At 71.6% G+C, this 19,511-nt stretch carries 15 protein-coding genes; 6 read left to right on the top strand and 9 right to left on the bottom strand.

All coding sequences use genetic code 11. The annotated features are described in order from the left end of the window. Position 1: 1 nt before the first annotated feature. From ACWEF2_RS13250 to ACWEF2_RS13230, 5 genes are all read right to left on the bottom strand, one after another. A complete protein-coding gene (locus ACWEF2_RS13250; protein WP_453814840.1) occupies positions 2-1,468 on the bottom strand; it encodes a BTAD domain-containing putative transcriptional regulator in 1,467 nt (488 codons plus the stop codon). A gap of 85 nt (positions 1,469-1,553) precedes the next feature. Further along, positions 1,554-3,533: a sensor histidine kinase gene (locus ACWEF2_RS13245; RefSeq protein ID WP_453814838.1), complete on the bottom strand. Its 1,980-nt coding sequence runs from the start codon at positions 3,531-3,533 to the stop codon at positions 1,554-1,556. 302 nt (positions 3,534-3,835) lie between these two features. Then, complete coding sequence (locus tag ACWEF2_RS13240; RefSeq protein ID WP_453814836.1) at positions 3,836-5,116, bottom strand: terpene synthase family protein; 1,281 nt, start codon at positions 5,114-5,116, stop codon at positions 3,836-3,838. 62 nt (positions 5,117-5,178) lie between these two features. Next, a complete protein-coding gene (locus ACWEF2_RS13235) occupies positions 5,179-5,724 on the bottom strand; it encodes an EF-hand domain-containing protein (protein ID WP_453814834.1) in 546 nt (181 codons plus the stop codon). Between the two features lie 34 nt (positions 5,725-5,758). Continuing rightward, positions 5,759-6,646: a terpene synthase family protein gene (locus ACWEF2_RS13230; protein WP_453814833.1), complete on the bottom strand. Its 888-nt coding sequence runs from the start codon at positions 6,644-6,646 to the stop codon at positions 5,759-5,761. A 328-nt stretch (positions 6,647-6,974) separates the two neighbouring features. Between ACWEF2_RS13230 and glnA (ACWEF2_RS13225) the strand changes: the two genes are divergently transcribed. From glnA (ACWEF2_RS13225) to ACWEF2_RS13205, 5 genes are all read left to right on the top strand, one after another. Beyond that, positions 6,975-8,336 (top strand): type I glutamate--ammonia ligase, encoded by a 1,362-nt coding sequence (gene glnA / locus ACWEF2_RS13225; protein WP_453814831.1) that lies wholly within the window; start codon positions 6,975-6,977, stop codon positions 8,334-8,336. A gap of 299 nt (positions 8,337-8,635) precedes the next feature. After that, positions 8,636-9,361, top strand: a complete 726-nt coding sequence (locus tag ACWEF2_RS13220; protein ID WP_355600084.1) for a hotdog fold domain-containing protein — start codon at positions 8,636-8,638, stop codon at positions 9,359-9,361. Positions 9,362-9,418: 57 nt separating this feature from the next. After that, complete coding sequence (locus tag ACWEF2_RS13215; protein ID WP_453814829.1) at positions 9,419-10,120, top strand: type 1 glutamine amidotransferase; 702 nt, start codon at positions 9,419-9,421, stop codon at positions 10,118-10,120. Between the two features lie 96 nt (positions 10,121-10,216). Then, complete coding sequence (locus ACWEF2_RS13210) at positions 10,217-13,186, top strand: bifunctional [glutamine synthetase] adenylyltransferase/[glutamine synthetase]-adenylyl-L-tyrosine phosphorylase (protein ID WP_453814960.1); 2,970 nt, start codon at positions 10,217-10,219, stop codon at positions 13,184-13,186. Between the two features lie 67 nt (positions 13,187-13,253). After that, entirely contained in the window at positions 13,254-14,345 is a 1,092-nt protein-coding gene (locus ACWEF2_RS13205; protein ID WP_453814828.1) for a hypothetical protein, read from the top strand. Between the two features lie 235 nt (positions 14,346-14,580). On the opposite strand, the gene glnA (ACWEF2_RS13200) is transcribed toward ACWEF2_RS13205, so the two are convergent. Next, entirely contained in the window at positions 14,581-16,005 is a 1,425-nt protein-coding gene (gene glnA, locus ACWEF2_RS13200; RefSeq protein ID WP_453814826.1) for a type I glutamate--ammonia ligase, read from the bottom strand. Between the two features lie 368 nt (positions 16,006-16,373). On the opposite strand from glnA (ACWEF2_RS13200), the gene ACWEF2_RS13195 reads away from it, so the two are divergent. Continuing rightward, positions 16,374-16,838, top strand: a complete 465-nt coding sequence (locus ACWEF2_RS13195; protein WP_453814824.1) for an RDD family protein — start codon at positions 16,374-16,376, stop codon at positions 16,836-16,838. A gap of 45 nt (positions 16,839-16,883) precedes the next feature. Here the strand turns inward: ACWEF2_RS13195 and ACWEF2_RS13190 are convergent, their stop codons facing one another. The 3 genes from ACWEF2_RS13190 to lipA all read right to left on the bottom strand — a co-directional run bounded on the left by ACWEF2_RS13190 (position 16,884) and on the right by lipA (position 19,493). Then, complete coding sequence (locus tag ACWEF2_RS13190; protein WP_453814822.1) at positions 16,884-17,681, bottom strand: class I SAM-dependent methyltransferase; 798 nt, start codon at positions 17,679-17,681, stop codon at positions 16,884-16,886. Next, positions 17,681-18,361, bottom strand: coding sequence for a DUF4191 domain-containing protein (locus ACWEF2_RS13185; protein WP_453814821.1), 681 nt, complete (start codon positions 18,359-18,361; stop codon positions 17,681-17,683). The genes ACWEF2_RS13190 and ACWEF2_RS13185 overlap by 1 nt, the downstream gene beginning before the upstream one ends. 202 nt (positions 18,362-18,563) lie before the next feature. Beyond that, complete coding sequence (lipA, locus tag ACWEF2_RS13180) at positions 18,564-19,493, bottom strand: lipoyl synthase (RefSeq protein ID WP_453814819.1); 930 nt, start codon at positions 19,491-19,493, stop codon at positions 18,564-18,566. Between the last annotated feature and the right edge of the window lie 18 nt (positions 19,494-19,511).

Below are 19,511 nucleotides of genomic sequence, written 5' to 3'. Positions count from 1 at the left end.
GTTACCTGCCCATGTCGCCCGGGTTGACCAGCCCCGACTCGTACGCCGCGACGACGAGCTGGGCCCTGTCGAACAGCCCCAGGTGGTTCAGGAGCTTGGCCACCGACCGCGCCACCGACTGCTCGGACACCGACAGGGTCGAGGCGATCTGCCGGTTGGTGAGTCCCCGGGCGATCAGTTTCATCAGGTCCAGTTCGGTGTCGCCGAGCCCGGCCAGCCCGGGTGGGGCCGAGGGGTTGACCCGCCCCGCGAAGGCCGCGATCAGCCGCGTGGTGACGGCCGGGTCTATCAGCGCGTCGCCGGCCTGGGCGGCGCGCATCGCGGTGATCAGCTGCTCGGGGGCCGAGGTCTTGAGCACGAAACCGCTCACCCCGGCCCGCAGCGCCGCGTAGAGGTTGTCGTCCGTGCCGAACGTGGTCATCATGACGACCTTCGGCGGCGCCTCGTCGGCCAGGATCCGCCGCGCGGCGGTCAGGCCGTCCAGCCGGGGCATCTGGATGTCCATCAGCACCAGGTCGGGTGAGGTCTCGCGGACGACCGCGATCGCCTGCTCGCCGTCCTCGGCCTCGCCGACGATACGGAACCCCGGCTCGCTGTCCAGTACGACCCGGAGCCCGGTGCGGACCAGCGCCTGATCGTCCACCACCACGACGCGCAGCGTCACGGGCTCGGCCATCCGCGCCGAGAGGGGCTCCCCGGGCGCGTCCGGCTCCCTGAGCAGGTCCAGATGGGGGGCGTGCGACAGCATGTCGGCCTCCAGGCGCTGGAGGGTGGTGCCGAGGTCGAGGCCGAGCTCCTCGCGGAGGATCGTCCCGGCCCGCCGGAGCGCCCCCAGCGCGTCGCCCTGCCTGCCGCTCCGGTAGAGCGCCAGCGCGAGCAGCCGCCAGCCCTCCTCCCGCAGCGGATGCGCCGACACGTACGCCTCCAGGTCGGCGACCAGGGCGCCGGACCGCCCGAGCCGGAGCCCCGCGTCGGCCCGGCGTTCGACGGCGATCAGCCGCAGCTCCTCCAGCCGGCCAGCCTCGGTCACCGCCCACGGCAGGTCGGAGAACTCGGCCAGCGCCGGACCCTGCCACAGCGCGAGGGCGTGCCCCAGACGCTCCCACACCGCGCCGGGCTCGCCCTCCGTCTTGACGGCGTTCTCGAACCTCCACGAGTCCACCTGACCGATCTCGGCGCGGAGCGCGTATCCCGGCGGGGCCGAGACCAGCACCTCGGCCTCCTCCCTGGGCGCGCGTCCCGGCTCCAGGGCGCGCCGCAGCCGTGAGACGTACCCCTGGATGGTGGACAGGGCCTGGGCGGGCGGCTCACCGGGCCAGAGCTCGTCGATGAGCATGCTCACCGGGACGGCGCGGCCGCCGGCCACGAGGAGCCGGGCCAGCACGGCCATCTGGCGTTGACCGCCGAGGTCGAGCACCATGTCACCGTGGCGCGCCTGGAACGGTCCGAGAGCACGGAATGTCAGCATTGCAGGCGCAAGCGTAGAGCTACCTGGTCCAAGGTCATACGGCAATACCCACCATCGTTCGCGTGCTGTAAGAAATCATCAGTGGTCAGGTCTCTACATTCAAGTTCACCGGCAGTACCGCCTCGACCAGCGTGCCCTCGCCGGGCGGCGACGTGATCACGCAGGTGCCGCCGAGTTCGGCGGCCCGCTCGCGCATCGACGCCAGCCCGACCCCGGAGCGCCGGCCCGGGGTGACCCCCACCCCGTCGTCGCCCACCCGGACGTTCAGATGCCCGTGCCCGCCGGCCGTCGCCGGAACCCGTTCCAGCGTGACCCGCACCGCGGCGGCCCCGGCGTGCCTGCGGGCGTTGGTGAGCGCCTCCTGGACGATCCGGTAGGCGGCGACCTCGACGGCGGCGGGCAGTCCGTCCAGGTCACCCCTCGCCTCCACCGAGGTGCCGGGGCCGGCCATCTCCTTCAGGGCCCCGGCGAGGCCGAGGTCGTCCAGGGCCGGGGGACGCAGGCCGTAGACCAGGTGCCTGATGTCGCCGGTCACGCCGTCCATCCCGGAACGCAGGTCGTCGAGCAGGCGCTCGGCGGTCTCCGGGGAGACGCGCAGCGAGTGCCTGGCCGCGTTGATGGTCATGGCCATGCCGCTGAGCGACTGGCCGAGGCCGTCGTGGAGGTCCCGGCGCAGCCGGCGGCGCTCCTCCTCGCGGGTGGCGACGATCCGCTCCCTGGACCGCCGCAGCGCACCGACCAGCCGGACCGCGTGGGCGGCGTCCGCCACGTACGGCGTGAGCGCCGCGATGACCCGCCCGTTGTGCGCGACCGGCAGGCGCCTGACCCCCGGCGGGCCGATGAGCAGGGTGCCGACCGGTTCGCCGTGCCAGACCAGCCGGACGTCGCGGACCACCTCCCGCAGTCTCCCCACCGTCACCTCGCCGGGCGTCCCGTTCCGGAACCGCACGCTCACCCCGGTCACGGCCAGGCCCTCGCGGAGCACCTCCAGGGTGGCGGTCAGGCCGCCCGCCGGGTCGGTGCGCTGAAGCCGCCGCCGGAGCTCCCCGGCCAGCGCCACCGGGTCGCCCTTGCCGCCGTAGAGCAGGCGGTCGGCGCCCCGCTGGAGCATCCGGCGCAGCGGGTGGAAGAACGCCCCGGCGCAGAGCGCGGCGAACAGCCCGCCGATCCGGTCCAGGTCGGACAGGAACAGGCTGGAGGCCGCGCCCACGGCCACGTACACGCCGCCGATCGCACCGACCAGGCCCGCGCCGACCAGCGTCCGGGTGATCAGCGTGTCGATGCCGTAGAGCCGGTGACGCAGCACGGAGAAGGTGATCGCGGCGGGGATGAGCGGGATCGTGAACGAGGTCAGCCACCACGCCGGGTTCCCGATCACCCAGGGGACGATGAGGGCCGCCATGGCCAGCAGCGGCCACAGGATCTGCCGGCGCTCCTCGGAACCCACCCTCCGGAACCGTACGGCCAGCGAGACGAAGGCGAGGATCATCGCCACGTTGGTGAGCTGGTCCAGCACGACACGGGCCCACCAGCCGAAGGAGAGCCGGTACGGCGGCTGCAGGGGCTGGAACTCCGCGATGGACGTGTCGACCGCCAGCACGGCGACCGTGAACCAGATCAGCGGTCGCCAGCGGGCCGAGGGCAGGCGCCCGTCCGGGTACAGCAGCGGCAGCAGCACGCCCAGCAGCAGGATGACGAGCTTCCAGCTCGCCCCGACGACCGTCCAGATCCCCTCGGGCAGCGCGAACCGGGGGTCGCGGACCCCCAGGAAGGCGAGGTTCGCCGACAGGCTGTTCAGCGCCGAGCAGAGCCCGCCCAGGCAGAGCAGCCAGCCGATGACCAGCCGGGGCCGCTGGAACACCAGCAGCGCCCCGAAGATCGGGAACGCCGTGCCGGCCACGTCCTCCGGCGCGAACGGCAGCGGCGTGTAGGAGGGCTGCGGCAGCCGTGAGGTGACCCAGACGTTGACGCACTCCATGGCGACCGACACGGCCGCGATCAGAACCGCTGCGATCCGTGCCTGGACGGGCGTCACCGTCGGGAACACCTGGCTCAGCCCGCGCATCGCCCCGGCCTTTCCATGTCGTACTTGGAAGGACCTTAACCGGCGCGGACCGCAATCCAATCAACAGGCGCTTAAAGTGACATGCGCCCCACACCCGCCCATGCCCCCGCGTTTACCCCTGGAGTTCCCGCGCCCCCGCCGTACGGCGGCGCAACGCGGGGCCGATCGCGAGCGCGCCCGCGCGGCCGCGAGGCCGTCTACCGCCGCACCCCGGTGGGTGACTCCCTGGTCTGCCCGTCCTGACGGACGACGCTCCCCCGTGCCTCCCGCGAGACATGCGGCGGACACGGGGGAGCGGCCGATCAGGTCACGTCATACCGGCTGGACTCCAGGAGCCACTCCAGCTGGGCCCGGGGAGCCCCAAGAAACGCGCAGGCCACCTTGCTGGCGTCCCTCGCCTGGACGGGTGAGAGCCCGAACCGGTCGAACAGCCCCGGCAACCGCATGGCGGCGGTCCGCAGGTCCTCGGCGCGTTCGGCGATGCGGTCGTTCACCCAGGCGACGGCGTCGGCGTCCGAGAGCCCGAACGCGCGCGCGGCGACCATCACGTAGTTGTGCACGTCCCCGTTCGCCCGCTCCTTGTGGTGCGAGGCGACGTCGTTGCACCACGCGGTGACGTCGTTGCAGGCGTCCACCAGCGTCCGCCAGGTCGGGCTCTCCCGCAGCTCGGCAGGGACCTCGACCCCCAGACACGGCTCCACCAGGTCGAACAGGTAGGGGCCTGCGGTTCCCCGCCGCAGCGCGGGATACTCGGCGGCCGAGGGCACCCGCCCCGCGCACCGGTTCTCCGCCTCCGTACGGCAGGCCGCCCCCTGAGCCGCCACCCCGCCGGCGAACCGCTCCCGCCAGCGGGGGCTCATCCGCGGGGCGGTCGCCTTCCAGAGGTCGAGGAAGGCCACCTCGACCGGTGCGGCACCCGCCGAGGCCCCCACCGAGGCATCCGCCGAGGCCGACGCGGAGGCTCTCGCCCGGAGTGGGGTGATGTCCCCGGCCCGGAGCGATGGCGTGATCTTCGTCTGGGCCGGTGACGGGCTCTCCATCCGTGCCGGACCCGTCGTCCGGAGCGGCGGGGAATTTCCCCGAAGGACCGTCATGACGGATCCAGGAGAGGCCGTCATGACGGATTCCGGCGGAGCGGGTGCCGGGACGGCGGGCCGGGCGGGCTCCGGCCGGACCGGGGCGTCACGCACGCCGGCCTCCGGCGGCCCGTCCTCCACCCGGCCGGGCGACGTTCCCGGGGCGTCGCCCGGGATCCCGGTCTCCGCCATATGACGTTCGAGCCGGGCGAAGGTGGCCTCCACGATGTCGGTCGCGCGTCCGGCGGGCTTCTCGTCCCACTCGTCGTCGAAGTGGAACAGCCAGGTCAGCCACTTGGCGAACAGGAGCGTCGAGTCGGCGCCGAACCCGGCGAAGGCCCGTCCCGCCATCCGGTCGAAGCCCGCGGACGCGGGCGTGTCCAGCCCGATCTCGCGGGTCCACTCGGCGAGTGAGGCGGTGATCCGGTCGATCGACGAGTGCATCCGGCACGGCGCGGCCATCACCGGGACCCGGTCGACGAGGGGGAGGAGCAAGGTCGCGGCCACCGAGGGATCCCGCTCCCGCGATGGCCGCGTTCCCGTCCTGGAGGCTGTGGGGGTGAAGGTCACTACAACGGACCGAACAGCCAGTTGCCGACCGAGCCCGGGTCGGTGCTCGTGTAGTACTCCCGAACCGCCTCGACCAGCTCGTCCACCGAGACGATTCCGTTCCGGTCGAGGTCCAGCCGGTCGAAGGCGGCGTCCACGTCGTCGTACCCGACGCCGAACGCGCTCATCATGATCCGGAACTCCGCCGGTCCGACGGCTCCGTCCCCGTCGGTGTCGCACAGCTCCGCGACCGCCTCCGCGGCCGGCCTGAACATCGCGTCGAACCGGTCTCCTCCGACGAACGCCGAGGTCATGCCAGCTCGGAACTCCTCCGGCGAGACCGTGCCGTCGCCGTCGACGTCGAGCTCGGCGGAGAGGGTCCGCCAGATCGCCTCGAAACCCCGGACGAGCTTGCTGCCCGCGGCCGAGGTCGGCGACTCGCCGAAACCGATCAGGATCCGGGCGCCCAGGCCGAGCAGGTCGTCACGCTCGACCCTTCCGTTGCCGTCCACGTCCAGATGCCCGAAGGCGCGGTCCAATTTGTGCTTGAGAAGTTCGGTACTCATCTTGACCTCCCGATTACTTGGAGAACTCAGATGATTACCCTACGTGACGATAGCGAGGTGATTCCAGAAGTCTCTCCAGGTAGGCCCGGGAAATCGTCAAGAAGGCGCAGGCCACCTGGACCACCTCGCGCGAGGCGGTGAAGCCCAGGTCGTACCGCTCCACGACCTGGGGGATCGTCCGGGCGGCCGTCCACAACTCCTCCACCCGGGTCGCCACGCGGTCGACCACCCACTCCACGGCCGCTCCGCCGCCCAGAGAGACCGAGGCGGCCTTCACATAGCCGCCTCCGGAGGTCAGGTCGTCGCACCACGCGACCACGTCACCGCTCGCCTCGGCGACCGACCGCCACTGCCGGCTCTCTCGGACCGGGGCCGGCACCTCGGTCCCGGCGCACGGCTCCACCAGGTCGAACAGGTATCGCCCGAAACCGGCCCTGCCCAGCGCCGGGTAGTCCTCGATCGAGGGCGCGCCGCCGCCGAGCAGCGCCGCACGCTGGGCGGTGAGTCCGGCCAGGAAGCCCGCCCGCCACCCCCGGCTCATACCGGGCGCGCAGTCCCGCCAGAGCTCGGCGAAGGCCCGCTCCACCGGCGCCGGTCCCGGCTCGCCCCCCTCGGCCACCGCGAGCACCCCGGCGAACGCCGAGGGCTCCCGGCGCAGGCACGACAGCCAGGTCAGCCAGCGGGCGAACAGCGTGGCCGTGCCGGTGCCGTACCGGGCGAACGCCCGACCGGCCAGCAGATGGACCCCGGGGGGCGGGGCCTCCAGTCCGGCGCCCCGGGACCAGGCGATGACGTCGGTCTCGATCAGGTGCGCCGACGGGTGCACGGGGCACGGTGCGGCCATCGCCGCGAGCCGTTCGACGAGCGGGGCCAGCGGTGCGGGCGTCGCCCCGCCCGGCGGCCCGTGGAGTTCGGTGCGCATCGTCGTCTTCCCCCGAAGGACGTGGATCTCTCAGGTCCGGTCACGAAGATCGCCACCGGCGCCGGTCGCCGCGGGGCGTCACGGATCACGGTGAACGACCGTGGGTCGCGGCGGATCACCGTCCGTGACCGGTGGCCCGCATTGTTCCGCCTGGTCATGCCCGTGGGCCAGCACCCTCCTCGCCGGGCGTGTCCCGGGCCGGGGTGACGCGGACCCGATGCGGCGTCTCGCCGTTCCTCCTCGTAACGTGTGCGAAACACGGAGCGGGCAGACTGGTGGAAGACCAGGCGTGTGGCACCACGCCGGTGTCGGCAGTGAAGGAGTGGCCTTGGACCGTCAGCAGGAGTTCGTTCTCCGCACCCTTGAGGAGCGCGACATCCGGTTCATCCGGCTGTGGTTCACCGACGTTCTCGGGTTCCTGAAGTCGGTGGCCATCGCCCCGGCGGAGCTCGAAGGGGCCTTCGCCGAGGGGATCGGCTTCGACGGCTCGGCGATCGAGGGCTTCGCCCGGGTCTACGAGTCGGACATGCTCGCCAAGCCGGATCCGGCGACGTTCCAGATCCTGCCCTGGCGCAGTGAGACGCCGGGCGCGGCCCGGATGTTCTGCGACATTCTCATGCCGGACGGCTCACCCTCGCACGCCGACCCGCGCTGGGTGCTCAAGCGTGCCCTGGCCAAGGCGTCCGACATGGGCTTCAGCTTCTACACCCACCCCGAGGTGGAGTTCTTCCTGCTGAAGGACCGGCCCGAGCGTGGTGTGCGGCCCGAGCCGCTCGACGACGGCGGCTACTTCGACCACACCCCGCACAGCTCGGGCCACGACTTCCGGCGTAACGCGATCATGATGCTGGAGTCGATGGGCATCTCGGTCGAGTACAGCCACCACGAGGGCGGCCCCGGCCAGCAGGAGATCGACCTGCGCTACGCCGACGCGCTCACCACCGCCGACAACATCATGACCTTCCGCCTGGTCATGAAGGAGGTCGCGCTGGAGCAGGGCATCTGGGCCAGCTTCATGCCCAAGCCCTTCACCGAGTATCCGGGCTCCGGCATGCACACCCACATGTCGCTGTTCGAGGGGGACCGTAACGCCTTCTACGAGCCCGGTGCCGAGTACCAGCTCTCCAAGGTCGGCCGCTCCTTCATCGCGGGCCTGCTCGCGCACGCCGCCGAGATCACCGCGGTCTGCAACCAGTGGGTGAACTCCTACAAGCGCCTGTGGGGCGGAGCCGAGGCGATCGCCGGAGCCGGCGGCGAGGCCCCGAGCTACATCTGCTGGGGTCACAACAACCGCTCGGCCCTCGTCCGGGTGCCGATGTACAAGCCCCACAAGGGCGGTTCGACGCGCATCGAGTTCCGCTCGCTCGACTCGGCCTGCAACCCCTACCTGGCCTTCGCGCTGATCCTCGCGGCGGGACTGAGGGGCATCGAGCAGGGGTACGAGATGCCCCCCGGCGCCGAGGACGACGTCTGGGCGCTCACCTCCGCCGAGCGCCGGGCCCTGGGCATCCAGCCGCTGCCGCAGTCGCTGGACGAGGCCATCGGCGTCATGGAGCGCAGCGAGCTGGTCGCCGAGACCCTCGGCGAGCACGTCTTCGACTACTTCCTGCGCAACAAGCGCACCGAGTGGAACGAGTACCGCCGCCAGGTCACCGAGTTCGAGCTGGGCCGGTATCTCCCGGTTCTCTAGGGGCTTGGGCGCCTCCGGCGCCCCGGTTTTCGGCGGCGTCCACTCCCTCCGCGCGATAGGGTCACCGATGCCGGTCCGCGGGGCGGGGGTTTTCGCGGTGCCGGACTCGGGGTCCGCGCCATGCCGGCCGTCGGGCCGTCCTCTGCCGCCGCGTGCTGCCACGTGTCGCCATGTGCCGCCGGTCCGCGGATCATGGCCACCTGGTTCACCGGGCGTATCATGACTCCGGTAAAATTTGTCGGTCCGTTTAAAGTGACTTTCGAGAATAAATCGCCATAAAAGGCGATAGGAGGTGCCGTATGACGACGGCTGCCGAGTTGCAGACCGTGGTATCCGTACCCGCACGTTTCCGCGGTCCCGAGGGCGTCGCGAACGGCGGATGGATAGCGGGCACGGTCACCGAGGCGTTGCACGGCGCCCGGCACGACTCGGCCGTCGAGGTCACGCTGCACGCCCCCACTCCACTGGAGACCGGGCTCTCCCTGCGGCACCTCGCCAACAGCGCCACCCTCACCCACGGTGACACCCTGCTCGCCGAGGCCATCCCGGTCGCCGAGCGGTTCAACGCCCCGGCGTTCGTGCCCTTCAACGAGGCCGCCCGCGCCGAGGGCGGTTTCGCCGGGCTCGGCGGACACCCCTTCCCCGGCTGCTTCGCCTGCGGCCTGCGCGCACCCGGAGACGGCCTGCGGATCTTCCCCGGAGCGGTGCCCGGCACCGACCTGGTCGCCGCCGGCTGGCGGGTGCCCATGGCCGTCACCGACCAGGACGGCGCCGTCCCCGACGCGGTCACCTGGGCCGCCCTGGACTGCGTCACCGGCTGGGCCCACTTCCAGCCCGGCGAGTCCGCCCTGCTCGGCAGGCTGACCGCGCAGGTCCACCGCCGGATCTACCCCGGCGGCACCTACTCGGTGGTCGCCCGCGCCGCCGGCCGCGAGGGGCGCAAGCTCTTCGGCGAGAGCGCCGTCTACGAGGTCGACGGCACCCTGGTCGCCTCGGCCAAGGCCGTGTGGATCGCCCCCGCGTGACCCGTGCCGGCGGGGGCCGGTGAAAGATCCCGCCGGACCCTCGCCGATGATTACCGCATGAGAGTCACCGTCGTCGAGAACGACGCCTCCGCGGGCCTGGGATTCTTCGCGGGCTGGCTGGCGGAGGCCGGGGTCGGATGCGAGGTCGTCCGGCCCTACCTGGGCGAGGCCGTGCCCGGACGACCCGAGGACGGCCTGATCGTGCTCGGCGGCGAGGCGGCGGCGTGGGAGGACGACCGGTGCGCCTGGCTGCCCGCCACCCGCGCCCTGATCCGCCGCTCGGTGGAGGACGGCCTGCCGACCCTGGGCATCTGCCTGGGCGGCCAGCTCATGACGCTCGCCTTCGGCGGCGCCGTCGAACGCGGCGAGCACGGGCTGGAGATCGGTGTGCGGGAGGTCGTCCCCCTCCCGGCCGCCGCCGACGACCCGCTGCTCGCCGGGCTCGGCCCGGTTCCCGCCGTGCAGTACCACGGTGACGCGATGACCCGGCTGCCGGAAGGCGCCGTACGGCTCGCCACCGGCGACCTCTACCCCAACCAGGCGTACCGCCTCGGGGAGCGGGCCTGGGCCGTGCAGTTCCACCCCGAAGCCACCCCGGAGCTCTTCACCGGCTGGACCGAGAGCTCGGCCGACCATCTGACCGCGCTCGGCCACTCGGTCGAGGAGCTCAACACGCGGGCGAAGGAGGCCGGGGAACGCCTGGCCCGCACCTGGCGGCCGGTCGCCGAGCGCTTCGCCGCCGTCGTCCTGTCCGAGTGACCGGACGACTACGGTAGGGGTGCCGGACGGGAGGCGAGGAGCCCGCCCGCGCCTGTGATCGGAGACGAGGAAGGGGCGGTGGGCGCTGTGCCCCGGATGCAGACGACCGCCGGGCGGCTGGCCAGGCTCGGGTTCGCCGACGGGGCCAGGGCCGGGCGGCTCCTCGACGAACTGGGGCCCGATGCGGCCGACGACCCCGGCCTGCTGGACTCCCTGGTCGCCACCGCCGACCCCGACCTGGCGCTCACCTCGCTCAACCGGCTGGCCGCCTCGGACCCCGCCGTTCTCGGCGCGCTCCGGTCCGATCCCGGCCTGCGGGCCCGGCTGCTCGGCGTCTTCGGTGTCAGCGCCGCCCTCGGCGAGCACGTGGTCCGGCATCCCGGACACTGGCGGCTGCTCGGCGGCGAGCAGGCCGTACGGAGGCCGGCCGGGCAGGAGCTCCGCACCGAGCTGCTGCGGGCCGTCGGCGCCGAGCCCGGCGACCCCGAACCCCGGGCGGCCGGCTCCGGCACGGCCACCCTGGTCGCGCTGCGGACCGCCTACCGGGGCCGCCTGCTCCACCTGGCCGCCAGGGACCTCGCAGGTGAGGCGTCGCTCACCGAGGTCACCGCCGAGCTGTCCGACCTCGCCGGGGCCGCGCTGGAGGCGGGGCTCGCCGTCGCCCGCTCCGAACACGCCGACCCCGGCGCGGTGCGGCTGGCCGTCATCGGCATGGGCAAGTGCGGGGCCCGGGAGCTCAACTACATCAGCGACGTCGACGTCGTCTTCGTGGCCGAGCCGCGTGAGGGGACCGACGAGACCGAGGCGCTCCGGCTGGCCGCCCGCCTGGCCCAGGGCATGATGCGCGCCTGCTCGGCCAGCACCCCGGAGGGGGCGCTGTGGGAGGTGGACGCGGCGCTGCGCCCGGAGGGCAGGTCAGGGCCGCTGGTCCGCACCCTCGCCAGCCACCAGGCCTACTACCGTCGCTGGGCCAAGACGTGGGAGTTCCAGGCGCTGCTCAAGGCCCGGCCGGTCGCCGGTGACCTCGAACTCGGCGAACGGTACGTCTCCGCGATGAACGAGCTGGTCTGGCAGGCCGCCACCCGCGACCGGTTCGTCGAGGACGTGCAGGCCATGCGCCGCCGGGTGGAGGCACAGGTGCGCGGTGACGAGGCCGAGCGGCAGCTCAAGCTCGGTCCCGGCGGCCTGCGCGACATCGAGTTCGCGGTCCAGCTGCTCCAGCTCGTCCACGGCCGCCTGGACCCGCTGCTGCGCCGCCGGGCCACGCTCCCCGCGCTCGCCGCCCTGTCCCGGGGCGGCTACGTCGGCCGGGACGACGCCAAGGCGCTCGCCGAGGCGTACACCTTCCTGCGCCGGATCGAGCACCTGATTCAGCTGTACCGGCTCCGCCGTACCCACGTGGTGCCCGAGGGCGTCGCCGACCTGCGGCGTCTCGGCCGGGGCCTGGGCATGACCGCCGATCCGGTGGGGGAGTTCACCGCCCGGTGGAGGCGGCACGCGCTGGAGGCGAGGCGGCTGCACGAGAAGCTGTTCTACCGGCCTCTGCTGCACGCCGTGGCCCGGCTGCCCGAGTCCGGGGCCCGGCTGTCCACCGCGGCCGCGCAGGCACGCCTGGAGGCGCTCGGCTACGGTGATCCGGCCGGATCCCTGCGCCACATCAGCGCGCTGACCAGCGGTGTATCCCGCCGCGCGGCGATCCAGCGGACCCTGCTGCCCGTCATGCTCGGCTGGTTCGCCGACGCCCCCGACCCCGACGCGGGACTGCTCGGCTTCCGTCAGATCTCCGACAAGCTCGGCGCCACCCCGTGGTACCTGCGGCTCCTCCGTGACGAGACCGCGGTGGCGGCGCGGCTGGCCAGGCTGCTGGGGACCAGCCGTTACCTGACGGGACTGCTGCTGCACGCCCCGGAGGCGGTGGCGATGCTCGGCTCGGACGCCGAGCTGGACCCCCGGCCCGCCGAGGCGCTGCTGGCGGAGGCGCGGGCCACGGTCGGCCGCTACCCGGGCGAGGCCGAGAGCGCGGTGGCCGCGGCGCGCGGGCTGCGGCGCAGGGAGCTGTTCCGCACCGCCGCCGCCGACCTCGCCGGGCACATCGACATCGAGCGGGTGGGGCAGGCGCTGTCCGCGCTCAACGACGTGACGATCCAGGCCGCGCTGGACGCGGCGATCGGCAAGGTCGAGATGGAGCGGCGCGCCCCGCTGGGCACGAGGTTCGCGGTGATCGCCATGGGCCGCCTGGGCGGCCTCGAATGCTCCTACGGCAGCGACGCCGACGTGATGTTCGTGCACGCGCCCCCCGAGGGGGGCGCCGAGCGGGAGGCCGGTGACGCGGCCTTCACGGTGGCCAACGAACTGCGCCGGCTGCTGGCGCTGCCCGCCCCCGACCCGCCGCTGCTCATCGACCCCGACCTGCGTCCCGAGGGCCGCCAGGGGCCGCTGGTCCGCACGCTGGCCTCCTACGCCGCCTACTACGGCCGCTGGTCGTCGCCCTGGGAGTCCCAGGCGCTGCTCCGCGCCCGGTTCTCGGCCGGAGACGCCTCACTCGGCGCCGAGTTCCTCGCCCTGGCCGACCCGCTGCGCTATCCGCACGGAGGCATCGCCGACGCCGCCGTGCTGCAGATCCGCAAACTGAAGGCGCGGATGGAGGCCGAGCGGCTGCCGCGCGGCGCCGACCCGGCCCTGCACACCAAACTCGGCCGGGGCGGGCTGTCCGACGTGGAGTGGGTGGCCCAGCTCCTCCAGCTCCGCCACGCCGGAGCGCTGCCGTCGCTGCGGACCACCCGCACCCTGGAGACGCTGCGCGCCGCGGTCGCCGAGGGTCTGCTGCCCGAGGCCGACGAGGCCGCGCTCGCCGAGGCGTGGCGGTTCGTCTCGCGCGTCCGCGACGCCGTCGTGCTGGTCAGGGGCCGCGCCGCCGACTCCGTCCCGGTGGACGTCCGCGAGCGGGCGCTCATCTCCCGCACCCTCGGCTACCCGCCGGGCAGCAGTGAGGACTTCGTCGACGACTACCGCCGTGTCACCCGCCGTGCCCGCCTGGTCATGGAGCGCGTTTTCTACGGAGGCTGAACCCGTTCCGTGAGGTGGTGTTGCGTTCCAATGGGCGAACGTGTATCAACGGTGCGGGTGATCTACTGTGATATCCGTTTATCTTGATCTGGCCATTGGGCTGGTGCTGGCCTTCCTGCTGCTGTCGCTTCTGGTGAGCGGGATCAACGAGGCGTTCGTCCGGCTGCTCGGCATCCGCAGCAAGTTTCTGTGGGCCTATCTCCGCGACACCCTGGACGGGGGGCCGAGCAAGGGCGGTTCGTGGATTCCGGCGGGCGTCGCAGACGTCTTCGCCAAGCTGCCCTTCTCCCGGCACGACCCCCGCCCCCGGCACGAGCCGGACCCCGCCCCCTCGGTGGTCGAGGCGCTGCCGGTGGACCCCTACGCGGTGCTAGCGGCCGACGAGTCCCCGCCCGAGGTCGACGTGACCGGGCGGCTGTACGGGCGGCTCCAGGAGATCGACCACCCCACGGGGGCCAGGACCAGCATCTCCGACATCCCGCCGGAGCGGTTCTCCGGCGCGGTGCTGGAGCTGGTCGCCGCCGAGGAGGGGGGTGTCGAGGGCCTGCTCGCCAAGCTGGAGGCCATCGGCAGTCCATTCGCCGGGCACCTGCGGGGCGTCTGGGAGGGTGCCCAGCGGGACATGAACAGGTTCCGCAAGGGTGTGGAGGACTGGTTCGACGGGGAGATGCAGCGGCTGTCCACGCTGTACCGCCGCTACGTCAAGTGGGTCGTGTTCACCCTGGCCCTGGCACTGACGCTGCTGTTCAGCATGGACGCGCTGGAGTACGGCAAGACCCTGCTGCGGGACAACGCCTACCGGGCCGCGGTCGCCGCCATCGCGGGCGGCGGCGGGGACGGCACGATCGCGCTGAAGGACTCCCTGAGGGACAAGTGCGCCGTGCCCGGCTCCGTCGAGCCGTACTCCTGTGTGACCGAGGTCTTCAGTTCCCCGGCCCTGGTCAAGATCTTCGATCACGCCGTGCTGAGCGTGACGATCCCTCCCGACGACACGCGGGATCCGTCCTTCGGCTGGAACGGCGGCGCCTGGTGGAGCCGCCTGACCACTCCGGGCCACTGGCCCGGCTATCTGATCACCGTCGTCGCCCTGCTGTTCGGCGCCACCTTCTGGTGGGACATCCTGCGCAGACTCACCGGCATCCGCGGCAGCCGCTCCTGACCTCTCCCGCCTCCCGGCCCTCCCCGCGAGCCGTACGGCCCTTCGCCTGACCCGGGGCCGGAGTCCGGGTCCACGCACGGTTCCGCGGGAGAAACCGGGAGGGGGCGCCGGCCGTGTCCTGAACGGACGGTCGGCCGACGCCCTTCCGAAAACAGCCCCTAAAGAAAACCGTAATACCCGAAATGCCCCAAGCGGGCCAAATATGGGCTTCTATCGAAATTGTCGCCCTATGGGGTCAGACGTCGTAGTACAGCTCGAACTCGTGGGGGTGGGGGCGGAGGCGGATGGGGTCGATCTCGTTCTCGCGCTTGTAGGTGATCCAGGTCTCGATCAGGTCCGGGGTGAACACGCCGCCCTCCAGGAGATACTCGTGGTCGGCCTCCAGCGCGGCGAGTACGTCCGTCAGGGAGCCCGGGACCTGCGGGATGTTACGGGCCTCCTCGGGAGGGAGCTCGTAGAGGTCCTTGTCCACCGGCTCGACCGGCTCGATCTTGTTGCGGATGCCGTCGATGCCGGCCATCAGCTGGGCGGCGAAGGCGAAGTACGGGTTGCACGACGGGTCCGGTACGCGGAACTCGATGCGCTTGGCCTTCGGGTTGGAGCCCGTGATCGGGATGCGGATGCACGCCGAGCGGTTGCGCTGGGAGTAGACCAGGTTGACCGGGGCCTCGTAGCCGGGGACCAGGCGGTGGTAGGAGTTCACCGTCGGGTTGGTGAAGGCCAGCAGGGACGGCGCGTGCTTGAGCAGACCGCCGATGTAGTAGCGGGCGGTGTCCGACAGGCCCGCGTAGCCGACCTCGTCGTAGAAGAGCGGCGCGCCGTCCTTCCAGAGCGACTGGTGGCAGTGCATGCCGGAGCCGTTGTCACCGAAGATCGGCTTGGGCATGAAGGTGACCGTGTGGCCGTGCGCCAGCGCCGTGCTCTTGACGATGTACTTGTAGAGCATCAGGGTGTCGGCGGACTTGAGCAGCGTGTTGAACCGGAAGTCGATCTCGGCCTGCCCGGCCGTGCCCACCTCGTGGTGCTGCATCTCCACGTCGATGCCCGCCTCGATCAGGTTGCGGACCATCTCCGAGCGCAGGTCGGTGAAGTGGTCCATCGGCGGGACCGGGAAGTAACCGCCCTTGTATCGCGGCTTGTACCCCAGGTTGCCGCCCTCCTGGGCCTTGCCGGTGTTCCAGGCGCCCTCGACGGAGTCGATGTGGTAGTAGCTGGAGTGGGCGCTGGTCTCGAAGCGCACGTCGTCGAAGATGTAGAACTCGGCCTCGGGGCCGAAGTAGACCGTGTCGGCGATGCCGGTGCCCTTGAGGTACTCCTCGGCCTTGCGGGCGACGTTGCGCGGGTCGCGGCTGTAGGCCTCACCGGTCAGCGGGTCGTGCACGAAGAAGTTGATGTTGAGCGTCTTGTGCTGCCGGAAGGGGTCGAGCACGGCGGTGGAGGGATCGGGCAGCAGCAGCATGTCCGATTCGTGGATGGCCTGGAAGCCGCGGATCGACGATCCGTCGAACATGAGACCGTCGGTGAAGACGTTCGCCCCGAAGTTCTCCGTGGGGAACGTGAAATGGTGCGTCGTCCCCGGCAGGTCGGTGAACCTGACATCGACGAACTGCACCCCCTCGTCCTTGATGAACTTGAGGACGTCGTCGGCGGAGTTGAACACGCGAACCTCCCATAGGGGCACGGGCTATCAGCTCCGAACGTAGAACTGCGCCGTTACCGCTCCGTGTCTCGTTTGTTTCACCCGTGTTAAGGGAGAATCACCTCCGCGTGCGGTTCCGCGAAGCCGCCCGACCAGGCGGAAAGGCGCGCACTCCGCCCATTTCTCAGGCCCGGAAGCGCGTTTGTCCTGGTTGGTCTGGTCGGTGAGCGCGGTGAAGCGCCGATCGATGTCATCTGTGCCGGACACGGGGATGCTCCCGGGAAAGAGCGGAACGAAAAGGATGACGGCGACGGTTGTGGCTTTCGCCCATCTTGGTGGTGATTCGGGCGAATGCGTGATCGGTGCCCCGGACGGATACCGTTAGAGCCATGAACAGCAGGCAGCAGCCCCGTTGGACCCAGACCTGGCTCGGTGGCGTCAGATCGGCCGGGGTCGATCTGGGGTATCCGGGAGAGCGGCTCGGGCTGCCCCGGGAGGGCAGCGGCGCGGTGGCCGGATTCGGGCGCAGGATCGGCGCCTTGGTGATCGACTGGCTGATCTGCACCTGGGCCATCACGCAGGGACTGCTGCGGATCAACCCGGCCCATCAGGTCTGGGTCCCGGTCGCGATCTTCGCGCTGGAGTATCTCCTGCTGGTCGGCACCATGGGCATGACGTTCGGCATGCGGCTGACCGGCATCCGGGTCGCCGCCCTCGGCGGTGGCCGTCCGCCGTTCCCGTCGGTGCTCGTGCGGACCCTGCTGCTCTGCCTGGCCGTACCGGCCCTGATCTGGGACCGTGACCAGCGGGGCATGCACGACCGCGCGGCGAACACCGTGGTCGTCCGGATGTGAGCGGGGGCGTGAACCCGTGTCCCGGGTTCCAGCCCGCGCCCCGGGTTACGGCCTGGCGCAGGTGAAGATGGCCGTACCGGGCAGGTGACGGCCGCGCAGCGGGCTCCAGCCGCCCCACTCGCGCTCGTGCCCCTCCGGCCACTCCGGCTCGACCAGCCCCCGCAGGACCAGGCCCGAGGCGGCGATGTGCCCGACCCAGTCTCCCAGCGTGCGGTGGTGCTCGACGTAGGACGGTCGCCCGTCGTCGCCGATCTCCACGTACGGCGAGCGGTCGAAGTAGGACCGGTCGGCGGTCAGCCCGCCCGGACCCGGGTCGTCGGGGAAGGCCCAGCGGATGGGGTGGCTCACCGAGAAGACCAGGCGGCCCCTCGGCCGTAGCACCCGGTGGGCCTCGGCGAGAACGGCGCGCGCGTCGGCCACGAACGGCAGCGCGCCGAACGCCGAGCAGGCCAGGTCGAACGATCCGTCGGCGAAGGGAAGGACCTCCGCGTCGGCCTGGACCACGGGCAGGGGGGAGTCCGCGCCGAGATCGATCCGGCGGGAGTGCCGGAGCTGCCGGAAGGACAGGTCGAAGGCGGCCACCCGCGCCCCCCGGCCGGCCAGCCACCGCCCGCACTGCCCGGCGCCACAGCCGATCTCCAGCACGTCGAGGCCCGCCACGTCGCCCAGCAGGTGGGCGTCGGCCTCGTCGAGCCCCTCGGGGCACCAGACGAAGCCGCTGTCACGGAGGAACTCCCCGTGCTCCGCCTGGTAGTCGTCCGCGGCCCCGTCCCACCAGCGGCGGTTGGCCCGCGAGGTGCCGGCGGCGTCCACGTGGCGCCGGTCCACCGCTGCCGGCTCCATCACCGCATCTTCGGCCGGGGCATCTTCGCGCCACGCGGCAGCGGGCCCTTGGGCATCGGCAGCGTCTGCGGAAGGGCCTTGAGCCGGCTGTTGATCTCGTAGACCGCGGGCTTCTTCAGGTTGCGGGGCAGCTTCATCAGGTGCCGCTGCAGCTTGGCGATGGGGATCTGCCCCTCGCCGTCGCCGGACTGGATGTCGTAGACCGGAACGTCCAGGGCGATCCGCTGGACCCGCTTCTTCTCGGCGACCAGCATCCGCTGCACCCGGGAGCCCGGCCCCTCGGAGACGAGGATCACACCGGGATAGCCGACCACCCGGTGCACGATGTCCTGGTCGCGGTTGACCGCGACGGCCGGGGTGACCTCCCAGTTGCCGCGCATTCCCTGCAGGATCGCGGCGGCGGCACCGGGCTGGCCGTCCAGCATGGAGTACTGGGCGCGCTGGGCGAGCTGGCCGAACACCACCAGCCCGACGGTGAAGGCCAGCATGATCCCGATAAAGAGCAGGTACCAGAACCAGCCCGTGACCAGGCCGATCACGACGCACAGCGCGAGCGTGCCGAGGGCCGCCGCGTAGACGATCGGCATCCCCTTGGGGTTGGCCTGCTTGATGATCTGCGCGATCATCCGGAGCTGCTTGATGCGCCCCGGGCGCTCTTGGTCTTCGGGCTTCTTCGCCATGTTCAGCAGGATACAAATCCTGGGGTCAAGAAGTGAAAACGTGACCTGCCGCGCTCAGCGTCCGAGACCGCGGTTCGGCAACAGAACCCGGCATACGGGACACAGATTCGGCATCCGGAACTCGGGCAGGGACAAGGGAAGAGGCGGACCCCGGCGTGGAAAGGGTCCCACGCCGTGCGCGGGACCCTTTCCACGACGCGGATCAGGCGTGCTGACGAGCCTCGATGGCCTGCTGGTAGAGGCGGCCCGCCCGGTAGGAGGAGCGGACCAGCGGGCCGGACAGGACTCCGGCGAACCCGATGGCCTCGGCCTCCTTCTGGAGCTCGACGAACTCCTCGGGCTTCACCCAGCGGTCCACCGGGTGGTGACGCGGGGTGGGGCGGAGGTACTGGGTCACCGTCAGCAGGTCACACCCGGCCCGGTGCAGGTCGCGCATGGCCTGGACGACCTCCTCGCGCTCCTCGCCCATGCCCAGGATCAGGTTGGACTTGGTGACCATCCCGGCCTGCCGGGCCTTGGTGATCACTTCCAGGGAGCGCTCGTAACGGAAGGCGGGGCGGATGCGCTTGAAGATCCGCGGCACGGTCTCGATGTTGTGCGCGAAGACCTCGGGCCTGGCGGAGAAGACCTCCTCAAGCTGCTCCCGGTTGCCGTTGAAGTCGGGAACCAGCAGCTCGACACCGCAGCCGGGCAGCAGCGCGTGGATCTGCCTGGCGGTCTCGGCGTACAGCCACGCGCCGCCGTCGGGCAGGTCGTCGCGGGCGACCCCGGTCACCGTGGCGTAGCGCAGCCCCATCTGCTTGACCGACTCGGCGACCCTGCGGGGCTCGTCCGTGTCGTACTCGGCGGGCTTGCCGGTGTCGATCTGGCAGAAGTCACAGCGGCGGGTGCACTGGTCGCCGCCGATGAGGAACGTCGCCTCGCGGTCCTCCCAGCACTCGTAGATGTTGGGACAGCCGGCCTCTTCGCAAACCGTGTGCAGCCCCTCGCGTTTCACCAGCGATTTGAGCTCGGTGTACTCGGGCCCGGTCTTCAGCCGGGTCTTGATCCACGGGGGCTTGCGCTCGATGGGAGTCTGGCTGTTGCGGACCTCCAGGCGGAGGAGCTTTCGGCCTTCAGGAGCAACGGTCACGGCACTCAGCTTATGTCC

The organism is Streptosporangium sp. NPDC004631, assembly GCF_053601935.1.
This window is presented reverse-complemented; position numbering and strand designations above follow the sequence as displayed.